This is a genomic window from Polaribacter sp. YIW18, assembly GCF_057219325.1.
Genome location: NZ_JBXVVE010000018.1, coordinates 1 through 13,151, shown reverse-complemented (window position 1 = coordinate 13,151; position 13,151 = coordinate 1). Strand labels below are relative to the sequence as shown.

The 13,151-nt window shown below is 30.9% G+C and carries 12 protein-coding genes and 1 pseudogene; 7 read left to right on the top strand and 6 right to left on the bottom strand.

All coding sequences use genetic code 11. The features are described from left to right. Window positions 1-217 precede the first annotated feature (217 nt). From AC2D6T_RS11865 to AC2D6T_RS11855, 3 genes are all read right to left on the bottom strand, one after another. Window positions 218-2,668 (bottom strand): sodium-translocating pyrophosphatase, encoded by a 2,451-nt coding sequence (locus tag AC2D6T_RS11865; protein ID WP_484681630.1) that lies wholly within the window; start codon window positions 2,666-2,668, stop codon window positions 218-220. A gap of 123 nt (window positions 2,669-2,791) precedes the next feature. Next, the gene (locus AC2D6T_RS11860) at window positions 2,792-3,325 is read right to left on the bottom strand and encodes an inorganic diphosphatase (RefSeq protein ID WP_298950066.1); all 534 of its coding nucleotides are present in this window, start codon (window positions 3,323-3,325) and stop codon (window positions 2,792-2,794) included. Window positions 3,326-3,504: 179 nt separating this feature from the next. Next, window positions 3,505-4,485 carry a pyruvate dehydrogenase complex E1 component subunit beta gene (locus AC2D6T_RS11855; protein ID WP_484681629.1) on the bottom strand — a complete coding sequence of 327 codons (981 nt, stop codon included), beginning with the start codon at window positions 4,483-4,485 and terminating at the stop codon, window positions 3,505-3,507. Window positions 4,486-4,802: 317 nt separating this feature from the next. On the opposite strand from AC2D6T_RS11855, the gene AC2D6T_RS11850 reads away from it, so the two are divergent. From AC2D6T_RS11850 to AC2D6T_RS11825, 6 genes are all read left to right on the top strand, one after another. Then, window positions 4,803-5,753 carry a hypothetical protein gene (locus tag AC2D6T_RS11850; RefSeq protein WP_484681628.1) on the top strand — a complete coding sequence of 317 codons (951 nt, stop codon included), beginning with the start codon at window positions 4,803-4,805 and terminating at the stop codon, window positions 5,751-5,753. An 85-nt stretch (window positions 5,754-5,838) separates the two neighbouring features. Further along, on the top strand, window positions 5,839-6,585 hold the full coding sequence (locus AC2D6T_RS11845; protein WP_484681627.1) for an electron transfer flavoprotein subunit beta/FixA family protein: 747 nt from the start codon (window positions 5,839-5,841) through the stop codon (window positions 6,583-6,585). A 102-nt stretch (window positions 6,586-6,687) separates the two neighbouring features. Beyond that, a complete protein-coding gene (locus AC2D6T_RS11840; protein ID WP_484681626.1) occupies window positions 6,688-7,644 on the top strand; it encodes an electron transfer flavoprotein subunit alpha/FixB family protein in 957 nt (318 codons plus the stop codon). Window positions 7,645-7,956: 312 nt separating this feature from the next. Further along, a complete protein-coding gene (locus AC2D6T_RS11835; protein WP_484681625.1) occupies window positions 7,957-8,571 on the top strand; it encodes a bifunctional nuclease family protein in 615 nt (204 codons plus the stop codon). A 12-nt stretch (window positions 8,572-8,583) separates the two neighbouring features. After that, window positions 8,584-10,341, top strand: a complete 1,758-nt coding sequence (locus AC2D6T_RS11830) for a NupC/NupG family nucleoside CNT transporter (protein WP_484681624.1) — start codon at window positions 8,584-8,586, stop codon at window positions 10,339-10,341. Window positions 10,342-10,498: 157 nt separating this feature from the next. Continuing rightward, window positions 10,499-11,323, top strand: a complete 825-nt coding sequence (locus AC2D6T_RS11825; protein ID WP_484681623.1) for a thymidylate synthase — start codon at window positions 10,499-10,501, stop codon at window positions 11,321-11,323. Window positions 11,324-11,362: 39 nt separating this feature from the next. Here AC2D6T_RS11825 and AC2D6T_RS11820 read toward each other — a convergent pair whose 3' ends face one another. Further along, on the bottom strand, window positions 11,363-11,659 hold the full coding sequence (locus AC2D6T_RS11820; protein WP_298950045.1) for an isoamylase early set domain-containing protein: 297 nt from the start codon (window positions 11,657-11,659) through the stop codon (window positions 11,363-11,365). Between the two features lie 298 nt (window positions 11,660-11,957). On the opposite strand from AC2D6T_RS11820, the gene AC2D6T_RS11815 reads away from it, so the two are divergent. Further along, on the top strand, window positions 11,958-12,446 hold the full coding sequence (locus AC2D6T_RS11815) for a dihydrofolate reductase (RefSeq protein ID WP_298950042.1): 489 nt from the start codon (window positions 11,958-11,960) through the stop codon (window positions 12,444-12,446). On the opposite strand, the gene AC2D6T_RS11810 is transcribed toward AC2D6T_RS11815, so the two are convergent. Both AC2D6T_RS11810 and AC2D6T_RS11805 read right to left on the bottom strand, forming a co-directional pair. Beyond that, window positions 12,443-12,877 carry a DUF6146 family protein gene (locus AC2D6T_RS11810; RefSeq protein ID WP_484681622.1) on the bottom strand — a complete coding sequence of 145 codons (435 nt, stop codon included), beginning with the start codon at window positions 12,875-12,877 and terminating at the stop codon, window positions 12,443-12,445. The two genes, AC2D6T_RS11815 and AC2D6T_RS11810, sit on opposite strands and share 4 nt — an antisense overlap. Before the next feature lie 166 nt (window positions 12,878-13,043). Next, a pseudogene (locus AC2D6T_RS11805) lies at window positions 13,044-13,151 on the bottom strand (IS982 family transposase); the annotation flags it as partial.

The window sequence follows — 13,151 nt, the reverse complement described above, 5'->3', positions numbered from 1 at the left end:
TAATTTTAGAGTAGATTATCATAGATAGATTTTTAGATTAATAAATTGATATTCAGAGCCTTAATTTACTAAAAATCTATCTTCTTTACTAATAAAATCTATCTAAATATTAATCGAACTCAGGTGTTTAGTACCAAAAAAGGCAGTGATATAAAATCACTACCTTTAATTTATTAATTCTGTAACGCTATTTCAGGACGTCACAAGAAATAGAATGTTACTTCTCTTGTTGAATTTCAACTTTTACCATTTTACTTTTCTCACCTTTAGATGCATCCAATTTAAAGTGATGTTCTCCATGAATACCCTTACCTTTTAAAGCATTTACTTTAGCTTCTACTTCTTCTAAAGTACCAGTGATTACTTCATCTTTTGTTTTTTCTAGACCATTTTCTATATACTTAGTTGTTACTGTAGCTATAGCCTCATCAGCTTCATTAACAGTTAACTTTACTTTTATTTCTTCTTTGATTTCGTTTGATGTATGAGTATCGTTAGTGTGCCCCCCTAATATAGGAGCAATAACTAATCCTATTAAACAAGTTAATTTGATTAAAATATTCATAGATGGCCCAGAGGTGTCTTTAAAAGGATCTCCAACTGTATCTCCGGTAACTGCAGCTTTATGAGCATCAGAACCTTTGTATGTCATTTCTCCATTAATTTCTACACCTGCTTCAAAAGACTTTTTTGCATTATCCCATGCACCACCTGCATTATTTTGAAAAATAGCCCAAAGCACACCAGATACAGTAACACCAGCCATATAACCTCCTAGCATTTCTGCAATGGCAAGTTTATCCATTCCAAAAGCTAAGGGGGCAAAAGCAATGATAAGTGGAAACCCAATAGTTAGTAACCCAGGTAGCATCATTTCTTTTAAAGATGCCTGTGTAGAAATTGCCACACATTTATCATATTCAGGTTTTCCTGTTCCTTCCATAATTCCAGGAATAGCTTTAAATTGTCTTCTAACTTCTTGAACCATTTCCATAGCAGCTTTACCAACAGCATTCATTGCTAATGCAGAAAATACAACAGGTACCATACCACCCACAAATAACATGGATAAAACTGGCGCTTTAAAAATATTAATCCCATCTATTCCAGTAAAAGTTACATAAGCAGCAAAAAGTGCTAATGAGGTTAATGCTGCAGAAGCAATTGCAAATCCTTTACCGGTTGCAGCAGTTGTATTTCCTACAGAGTCTAAAATATCTGTTCTTTCTCTTACTATTGGTTCTTGTTCACTCATTTCTGCAATACCACCGGCGTTGTCAGATATAGGACCAAATGCATCAATTGCTAATTGCATAGCCGTTGTAGCCATCATTGCAGAGGCAGCCAATGCTACTCCATAAAAACCAGCAAAGGCATAAGAAGCCCAAATTGCACCGGCAAATAATAAGACAGAAGGAAAGGTAGAAATCATTCCAGTTGCTAAACCAGCAATAATATTAGTACCAGCTCCTGTAGATGACTGCTGAACTATTTTTAAAATTGGAGATTTCCCTAAACCTGTATAATATTCTGTTACAGATGAAATTACAGCACCTACAACTAAGCCAACCAAAGTTGCATAAAATACTCTCATTGATGAAATTTCTTGTAAACCTTCACCAAAAAATTCCATTTGCATAGTATCTGGTAACATCCAAGTAACTAATCCAAAACAAGACAAACCTACTAAAACAATAGAAGTCCAGTTACCTTTGTTTAAAGCACCCATTACTTGGTCTTCTTTAGCGTCATTAGAGCTAATCTTAACCAATAATGTTCCAACTATAGAAATTATAATACCTGCACCTGCAATAGCCATGGGTAATAAAATTGGGCCTATACCTCCAAAATTATCAGTAATAGAACCTCCCATGTCTTTTATAACATAGTTCCCTAAAACCATGGCTGCTAATACTGTTGCAACATAAGAACCAAATAAATCTGCACCCATACCTGCTACATCACCAACATTGTCACCAACATTATCTGCAATAGTTGCCGGATTTCTTGGATCATCTTCTGGAATACCAGCCTCTACTTTACCCACTAGGTCAGCTCCAACATCTGCAGCTTTGGTATAGATTCCTCCACCAACTCTTGCAAATAAAGCAATAGATTCTGCACCTAGAGAAAATCCTGCTAAAGTTTCTAAAACTACAGTCATATCCGTGGTATTTGTCCATGTGCTATCCATAAAGAAATAGAAAAAGAATATAAAGAAAGCGGTTAACCCTAATACGGCTAAACCTGCAACACCTAAGCCCATAACTGTACCACCCCCAAAAGATATTTTTAAAGCATTTGGTAAGCTAGTTCTTGCTGCTTGTGTAGTTCTAACGTTAGTTTTTGTTGCAATTTTCATTCCGATGTTTCCTGCAAACGCAGAAAAAATAGCTCCAAAAATAAAAGCAACTACGATTAAAATATGCGTTGTTGGTACAATAAATGAAACTGCTGCTAAGGCCAAACTTACTACAAATACAAATATAGCTAGAAGCTTATATTCAGCACTTAAGAAAGCCAGTGCACCTTCGTAGATATAATTTGAAATTTCTTTCATTTTACCATCTCCTGCATCTTGTTTCATTACCCAAGATTGTTTAACCCACATGTAGATTAAACCTAAAATAGCCATTACAATTGGCATCCAAATCATTAATGATTCCATATACTATTTATTATTTTGATTAGTTTAAAACGGCAGTAAATGTAATAAAATGAAAGTGATAAAAAAAACCACCCTTAATTAAAGGTGGTTCTTTTTTTTAACTTTTTATTGATGATTTGACAATTATATTGTAAAAGTTCTTTTTTTCTTGTGCTCACTGTTATCATAACGTTTTACACATTCGTGATAAATTTTAATTGCATCTTCTGCATTACCCCATCCACCAGTGTCAACTTTTTTCTTTTCTAGGTCTTTATATACTTGAAAAAAGTGTTCTATTTCTTTAAGTCTATGTGGGTTTAAATCAGAGATATCTGATTTTTTACTCCAAATAGGGTCAGAAACAGGTACACAAATAATTTTTTCATCGGGTCCTTTTTCATCTGTCATGTAAAATACACCAATAGGTCTAACTTCCATAACAACCATAGGATAGGTTGGTTGGTGACCTAATACTAAAACATCTAAAGGATCTGAATCTAATGCTAATGTTTCTGGAATAAAACCATAATCTCCAGGATACATCATAGATGAAAACAGCATTCTATCAAAACGAATTTTGTGTAACGCAAAATCGTATTCATATTTATTTCTGCTTCCTTTTGGTATTTCAATTAAAACGTCAAAAGTTAATTTGCTTTTTGGTTCTTTACTCATAATTTTCTTTTCTTTCTATGGTTTATAATCAATTTACAAAAGTAGTAAATCTATTGTTTTGTTTGTTGCTTTTAATTTGTATTTACGCAATGCTTTTCGAACAAATTATATTTTTTTCGAAATATAAATCCCTTTTTCAATAATGAAAAAGGGATTTTTTTATTTTTTAAGAAATGTATTTATTTAATGTACATCACTTCCTTTACAGCTTTAACTACATCATTAGAATTTGGTATCCATTTTTCTAATAATACTGGAGAATAAGGTGCAGGTGTATCTGCAGTTGTTAATCTTTTTATAGGTGCATCTAAATAATCGAATGCTTCATCTTGGATTCTGTAAGTAATTTCTGAAGCAACACTAGCAAATGGCCATGCTTCTTCTAAAACTACCAATCTATTTGTTTTTTTAACAGATGCTAAAATTGCATCATGATCCATGGGTCTTACCGTTCTTAAATCTATAATTTCTACAGAAACACCTTCTTTTTCTAACTCTTCTGCAGCTTTGTAAGCTTCTTTTATAATTTTTCCGAAAGAAACTATTGTTACATCTGTACCTTCTCTTTTGGTTTCTGCAACACCAATAGGTATAATATATTCTCCTTCTGGAATTTCCATTTTATCGCCATACATTTGTTCAGATTCCATAAAAATAACTGGATCATCATCTCTAATAGCAGCTTTTAATAAGCCTTTTGCATCATAAGGATTAGAAGGCACTATTACTTTTAAACCAGGTGTATTTGCAAACCAGTTTTCAAACGCTTGCGAGTGTGTTGCGCCTAACTGACCTGCAGAAGCTGTAGGGCCTCTAAAAACAATTGGGCAATTAAACTGGCCACCAGACATTTGTCTAATTTTTGCTGCGTTGTTTATAATTTGATCAATTCCAACTAAAGAGAAGTTAAACGTCATGTATTCTACAATAGGTCTATTACCATTCATAGCAGAACCTATAGCAATACCTGCAAAACCAAGTTCAGCAATTGGAGTATCAATCACTCTTTTTGCCCCAAACTCATCTAACATGCCTTTACTTGCTTTGTAAGCACCATTATATTCGGCAACTTCTTCACCCATTAAGTAAATGCTTTCATCTCTGCGCATTTCTTCGCTCATTGCTTCGCAAATGGCTTCTCTGAATTGAACTGTTTTCATCTAAATTTAATTGTTGTTTGTTTTGAGTAGCAAAAGTAAGGAATTTATGAATAAAAAAAATGTACTTTTATACCAAAATCAACAAAGTTTTTATTTTGACCAATTTCTTATTTATTACAAATACAAAAAAGCTGCTTTTTACTTTTTATTTAGTCATAAATAGCTTGTTTGTCTTAAAATATTCCTCAAAATTAGCAATTCTACCAAATTATATTGCTGTTATCATATATATAGGTTTTGTAATTTTGTTTTTTTATTTGATAAATCTTTTAAAGAACTATTTTAATACCTTTAAAAAGTTCAACTTAACTTTTCTTTTGGTTAGTTTGTTTTTTAGTTTAGTCCTTATTTTTATCAATTTAAAAATTGATGGAAATACACTAAACGTAGACAGATGGTCTGCAATGGAGGTTTTAATTGAAAGTGTTTTGAATCGGGAATACCCATATTCAATTTTAGATCATTTAGGAAATACGCCTTCTAATTTACCGGGTTTGTTTTATTTAGGTTTGCCATTTTATTTGTTAGGAGATGTTGGTTACTTGCAGGTTTTCACTTTCTTATTGATAGTTGTTTTTCTCTTTTTTTCAAAAATTAGAAATCACCAAAAAGTAAATATTATTTTTTTATTGTTGTTAGCTCCTTCTTATTTTTGGGAAGTAATGGTAAAAAGCGATTTAATGAGCAATTGTTTTTTGTTGTTACTATTTATTTCTTTTTGGAGTCAAAAATTTAGCAATACTATCTTTAAAAAGAGTTTTCTTTTAGCTTTTTTAAGTGCTTTGTTTGTTTTAACTAGAGGTATCGTGGTTATACCATTAACAATTTTTCTATTTTCTAGTTTTTTGAAAATATCCCTTAAACAAAAACTTTTTTTTTTAGTTACAGGTTTGTTAAGTTTATTCTTAATAGCATTACCAGTATTAATTAATTTACCAGATTTAGATTTTTTAATAGAACATAATCCATTCAATCATCAAACAAGATATGCTCCAAAAGTATTTATTATAATTTCTTTAATTCTTCCTTTTTTCTTATCATTTAGAGTTTCTAAAATAAGCGACGTTTTTTTATTTTCTTTTTACATTTTAGGTGGATTAATGTTTGTAACCTTCATATTGAATATAATCGAGGAAGGATTTCAAAATAATATCTATGGCAATTTATTCGACCTTTCTTATCTTTCTATGTTACTACCGTTTATAGTGTTTTATTTTATAAAAACCTCTAAAAAAGAAGCGTTCTTTATTACTAAAACTGTTAAATAAAATAAAAATTTACTATGCATGCATAGTAAATTTAAAAAAAAGCTGTAATTTCGTAAGTAATAAAACGGTAAAAAAAATAAAATTTATGAAAATATTGGTTTGTATTAGTCATGTTCCTGATACCACTTCAAAAATTAATTTTACAAATAACGATGCTGAGTTTGATAAAAACGGAGTACAGTTTGTAATTAATCCTTATGACGAGTTTTGTTTAACAAGAGCCATGTGGTTTAAAGAAAAACAAGGCGCTACAGTTACAGTTGTAAATGTAGGTGGTACAGAAACAGAACCCACACTTAGAAAAGCTTTAGCAATTGGTGCAGACGATGCTATTAGAGTAAATACAAATCCAGCAGATGGTTTTTTAGTAGCCAAAGAGTTAGCAGCAGTTGTAGAAAATGGTGGTTACGATTTAGTTTTAGCAGGTAAAGAATCTGCAGATTATAATGGACAAATGGTACCAGGTATGTTAGCATCTTTAACAGATTTTAATTTTATAAACGGTTGTGTAGCAATGGAAGTAGAAGGTACAAGCGTAACTGCAAAAAGAGAAATAGATGGCGGTAACCAAACTGTTACAACTAATTTGCCATTAGTTGTTGGAGGTCAAAAAGGAATTGTAGAAGAAAAAGATTTACGCATACCAAATATGAGAGGAATTATGATGGCTCGTAAAAAACCACTACAAGTTTTAGAGCCAACAGGTGCAGCTGCAAGTACATCTATTAGCTCTTTTGAGAAACCAGTACCAAAAGGCGCTGTTAAATTAGTAGATGCAGATAATTTAGACGAGTTAATCAACTTGTTGCACAACGAAGCTAAGGTAATTTAAGTATTGAAAGACAATCAAATCATTCCGAAAGTAATTCGGAACCTTACTCAGAAAAATGAAAATAATAATATCCTGATACATTCAGGTTTTAAAAAATAAAATATGTCAGTTTTAGTTTTCGCAGACTCCACAGAAGGGAAATTTAAAAAAACTGCTTTCGAAGTAGTTTCTTACGGAAAAAAAGTAGCAGAACAATTAGAAAGCAACTTAGTTGTTTTAACTATAAACGCCACAGACGCATCAGAATTACATAAATATGGTGCAACAAAAATTTTAACAGTTGCTAATGATAGTTTATCGCCGTTTAATGCAAAACAATACGCAGCAGTTTTAACACAAGTGGCAAGCAAAGAAAATGCAACTGTAGTTGTTGTAGATTCTAGTATAGATAGTCTATATTTAGCACCCATAGTTGCTGTAAATTTAGAAGCAGGTTATGCCTCTAACACTGTAGCTTTACCAACAAGTACAAGTCCGTTTACCGTAAAAAGAAAAGCATTTTCTAACAAAGCATTTTCTAATACAGTAATTACAACAGATAAGAAAATAATAGGTTTGGCAAAAAATTCTTTTGGTATTCATGAGAATCCAGCAGAAGGCACAACAGAAAATTTCGATGCAGAAATAGCAACATCAGGTATAAAATCAGAAAGTATAGAAAGAGTAACAGGCAAAGTAACCATTGCAGATGCAGACACTGTAGTTTCTGCAGGTAGAGGTCTAAAAGGTCCAGAAAACTGGCCAATGATAGAAGAATTAGCAGAGGTTTTAAATGCAGCAACAGCCTGTTCTAAACCAGTATCAGACTTAGGTTGGCGTCCACATTCAGAACACGTAGGGCAAACAGGTAAACCAGTTGCCTCTAACTTATACATTGCCATTGGTATTTCTGGAGCCATACAACATTTAGCAGGTATTAACGCCTCTAAAGTAAAAGTAGTAATTAATACAGACCCAGAAGCACCCTTTTTTAAGGCAGCAGATTATGGAGTTGTAGGAGATGCTTTTGAAGTAATACCACAATTAATAGAAAAATTAAAAGCATTTAAAGCAGCATAATTTTTAGGGCGTGCCCAAATTATTTTACTTTTTTAATTTTAAATCAAAACCTATCAAATTTTTTTGGTAGGTTTTTTTTAATACCATAGGTTATTTACCAAAAATAATTTCGTCAGGCTTTCACCACTCGCTTTACGCCCAAAAGCGTAAGAGCTCAAACAAAGGCTCAATCCTTCACGCAGGCGTAAGTTTGTTTAAAAAACCAAATTCAGTAAAAATAACTACTAGTACTATATATTTTTTGTAAATTGTGCCCTTAAAATAAGCTAAAAAAAATACATAAAAAGCTGTATTTTAAAGGCAATAAAATATATGAGTTTAATAAAATTAACCATAAAAGGAATTTCTTACAGTCAAACACAAAGCGGTGCGTATGCCTTGGTTTTAAGTGAAATGGAAGGCAATAGAACCCTGCCAATAATTATAGGCGCCTTTGAAGCACAATCTATCGCTATTGCATTAGAAAAAGAAATTAGACCACCAAGACCACTAACACACGATTTATTTAAAACCTTTTCAGATCGTTTTTCAATAGAAGTTAAAGAGGTAATTATACACAAATTAGTTGATGGTGTGTTTTTTTCTAGCCTAATTTGCGAAAAAGATGGTAAAGAAGAAACCATAGATACAAGAACTTCTGATGCCATTGCAATAGCAGTTCGTTTTCAAGCACCCATTTATACTTACGAAAATATTTTAGACAAAGCAGGTGTTTTTCTAAAAGTAGAAGAAGAACTAGGCTTAAATGATCCAGCAGAAACATATGAGGTCTCTTTAGATACAGACGATTTTTTAAATACAGATAAAGATTCTTCTTTTTCAAAACTTTCATTAACAGAATTAAACAAACAATTAGACCAAGCAGTTTCTGATGAAAATTACGAACTTGCAGCCAAAATTAGAGACGAAATTAGCAAGCGCTCTTAAAATTCTCAGCTCATGAAAAACTTATTTTTAATTTTATTTTGTGCTATGTCTGCCACTTTTTTTGGTCAAGATTTAGAACAAGATTGGCAATTATCATCAGCACAAACAGCAACAGCATCTAAGTTTTTAGAAGCTTCAAAAGGAGATGTATTTTCTTTCAAAGAGGGTCGTTTTTCATATTCAATTGCCTCAAAAAACATCTCGGCTTCAGGGCAATACATTCGTCAAAATAATTTATTAATATTTAACTATAAAACACCAAAAGATACGGTTAGATATTTTAATATTGTTTCTTTTGATAATGCTAGTTTACAACTGTCGGAGGGCGATGTAACTTACAAATTATCATCAGCAGAATATACTGGAATTATAAAACCAATAACAGAAACTAAAGAAGATACGATCGCAGAAGAAATAAAAAAAGATACAGTTATAGCAGATAAAAAACAAGATATTATACCTAGTCAAGATTTTACGTTTACAAGTTTTTGGCGAGGAGTTTTAGGTATGTTTTCTTTGTTAGTAATCGCATTTTTATTTAGTGCAAACAGAAAAGCCATAGATTGGAAAAAAGTTGGTGTAGGTTTAGCATTGCAATTAATTATAGCAATAGGTGTTTTAAAAGTATCTTTTGTTCAAAAAACTTTTGAATTAGTAGGTAAATTATTCATACAAATATTAGAATACACAAAAGCAGGTAGTAAATTTTTGTTTGATGGTTTAATAGCAGATATGGATACTTTTGGGTATATTTTTGCATTTCAAGTTTTACCAACTATTATTTTCTTTTCTGCTTTAACATCTTTATTGTTTTATTTAGGTATTATACAATGGGTTGTTAAAATATTAGCCATTGCTTTATCTAAATTTTTAGGAATCTCGGGTATGGAAAGCTTGTCTGTAGCAGGTAATATTTTTCTAGGACAAACAGAAGCACCCTTGTTGATAAAAGCATATTTAGAAAAAATGAATAAATCTGAAATGCTTTTAGTAATGGTTGGAGGTATGGCTACAGTTGCAGGTGCAGTATTAGCAGCCTACATCGGATTTTTAGGTAGTGGAGATAAACAATTAGAATTGGTTTTTGCAAAACATTTATTAGCAGCCTCTGTTATGGCAGCTCCAGGTGCTATTGTAATTTCAAAAATTTTATACCCTCAAACAGAAAAAGTAAATACAGATGTTAGTGTTTCGCAAGAAAAAATTGGTTCTAATATTTTAGATGCTATTGCAAACGGAACAACAGAAGGTTTGCGTTTAGCTGTAAATGTGGGTGCTATGTTACTAGTTTTTGTAGCAATTATTGCTATGATAAATGGTGGATTGGAACTATTAGGTGATCTTACAAGTGTAAATGATATTATTGCGGCAAACACAGCGTATGAAAGCCTGTCTTTAGAATTTGTTTTAGGATATATTTTTGCGCCTTTAATGTGGTTAATTGGTGTGCCAACTGCAGATATGACTTTAATGGGACAGTTATTAGGTATTAAATTGGTAGCAAGTGAGTTTGTGGGGTATATACAGTTAGCTGAGTTAAAAAATGTAGCAAACGTTACACATTTAGCATATAACAAATCTGTAATTATGGCTACTTATATGTTGTGTGGCTTTGCAAATTTTGCTTCTATTGGTATCCAAATAGGAGGTATAGGTTCTTTAGCACCTGGACAAAGAAAAACATTATCAGAATTTGGTATAAAAGCCTTAATTGGTGGTACTATTGCTTCTTTAATGTCTGCAACCATTGCAGGAATGATTATTGGATAAATACATTTTTAATTTAAAAATTATTAAAACGTTATCTTCAAAAAGTTGATAACTTTAACATATTAAATAAAGAGCTTTGGTAAATAATACTGAAGCTTTTTTTATTTTTACAATCGTTTTTTGTAAATCAATTAACAATTTAACGCTTACATATTATATGAAACAATATCACGATTTAGTAAAACACGTTTTAGAAAACGGTAATGAAAAAGGAGATAGAACAGGCACAGGAACTAAAAGTGTTTTTGGGTATCAAATGCGTTTCGATTTAAGTGAAGGTTTTCCAATGGTAACTACTAAAAAGTTGCATTTAAAATCTATTATTTATGAACTACTTTGGTTTATTAAAGGAGATACAAATATAAAATATTTGCAAGAAAATGGGGTTAGAATTTGGAACGAGTGGGCAGATGAAAATGGAGATTTAGGACCTGTTTACGGACATCAATGGCGTAATTGGAATAGTGATGATATAGATCAATTACAAGATGTAATTACGACATTAAAAAAGAATCCAAACTCTAGAAGAATGATGGTTTCTGCTTGGAATCCATCTGTTTTGCCAGATACGTCTGTAAGTTTTTCAGAAAATGTTGCCAAGGGTAAAGCAGCCCTACCTCCTTGTCATGCATTTTTTCAATTTTACGTTGCAGATGGTAAATTATCTTGCCAACTATATCAAAGAAGTGCAGATATCTTTTTAGGCGTACCTTTTAATATTGCAAGTTATGCATTATTTACAATGATGATGGCCCAAGTATGTGGCTATGAAGCAGGAGAATTTGTCCATACTTTTGGAGATGCACATATTTATAGCAATCATATAGAACAGTTAGAACTACAATTATCTAGAGATATTAGACCTTTACCAAAAATGAAGCTAAATGCATCTATTAAAAATATAGAAGATTTTACTTTTGATGATTTTGAATTGTTGGATTATAACCCTCATCCTCATATAAAAGGTAAGGTTGCTATCTAGTAAAAAAAAAAGAGCTTTCTAATTTTAGAAAGCTCTTTTTTATAAGTTAATTACACTGTTATCAGAATTTGCATAATCATTCCAAGCGAAAGCATCTGCAGCTTCTTCATTAACATAATTGCCATCAATGATATATTTAAACTCGTAAGAGTTGTTAGGTTCTAAATCTACAGTACCTTTAAAAGAACCATTTTTCAACTTTTTTAATAGAGTACTTTCTGCATTCCACTTATTAAAAGTTCCAACAACTGCAACATTATTTGCTTTTTTAGCAGGTACTGTAAAAGTTACTTTACAAACTGGTTTACTTTTTAAAAATTGTTTTTTAATAGCCATAATATTTTATTTGAATTTTAATGTAAAAATAATTAAGATAAAAAACATAACAAACATAATTTAAGTGTATTCGTAAAGAATTACCACTTTAATAATTACATCTTATTTAATATTACTATTTCTAAATTTCACAATAGTTTAATTGTATTATATTAAAAAAAGGTTTTTCTTTTTTGTTGGTTTTCAGGCCTTTTACTTCGAAATCTATTTTGTTTTTTAGGTTTTTTAATGAATTTTTATTAAAAACGTCAAATCTGTAATCATTTCTCTTATTTTTGCTAAAAATAGATTTAGTTTTATGATTACAGTTATTGCAGCAATCGCTAAAAACAATGCTTTAGGAAAAAATAACGATTTAATTTGGCATTTGCCAGCAGATTTAAAACGTTTTAAAAAAGTTACTTCTGGGCATTACATATTAATGGGAAGAAATACGTTTGAATCTATTGGAAAACCATTACCAAACAGAACAACAATTATCATCACCAGAAATAAAAATTATTTTAAAGAAGGTTGTTTAATAGCCAATAGTTTAGAAAAAGCTATAGAATTAGCAAAAGACGAAGAGCAAATATTTATTATTGGTGGTGCTCAAATATATAAAGAAACCATTGCAAAAGATTTGGCAGATCAATTAGATATTACTTTAGTACATAAAGAGTTTGATGCAGATGTTTATTTTCCAGAAATTGATTTACAAAAATGGAAAATAGTTGCTAGAGAGGATTTTAAAGCAGACGAAAAAAACGAATATGAATACAGTTTTCTATCGTACCAAAAAATCTAATTAATTCTATTTGTCCGAAATCCACCACCTAAACTCATGCTATATTTTCTTTGAGCAAATAAAAAATAATTAAAAAGCTTGTAATTTACTTCGTACCCATAATCTATGTTGGGTTGGTAATCTATAATATTTTCATAAATACTATTTTTATATCTAGATGGATTTTGAGCTCTTTGGTTCCAAGTTATTACCCAAACTCTATTTCTGGCTTCTAAGTAACTTTGGCTGTAAAAACCTTCTGGCTGAGCAATGCCATTTAAAAAAGCACTAAAACCTGGGTCTATAATTATAATTTCGTATACTAAACGATCGTTTGCAATCACAACGGGTTCTTCATTTTCTGTATTAGAAGTATTTATTGGAGCTGAACCACAAGCCCAAATTAATAAACCAATAGTAATTAGTATTACTGTTTGTATAATTTTTTTCATGATTTTAAACTGTTCCATAACTTGTTTTTACATCAAAAGTATTTTGTAACTAGTAGTTTTAAAACTAAAAGGAGGAAACATTATTTTTTATGAGTTAACTTCAATTAATTTACGAAATTTATTTTATAAATAGATAGCTTATTAATATTTAAACCCGTTGTGCATTTTAAATAATGCTAATTTTAATATTATTAATATTCCTATCGAATATAAATTTATTGATGTACTGAACCGTTGTTAACGCTGTAATTTTTGATAATATTCTAGTTTTAAA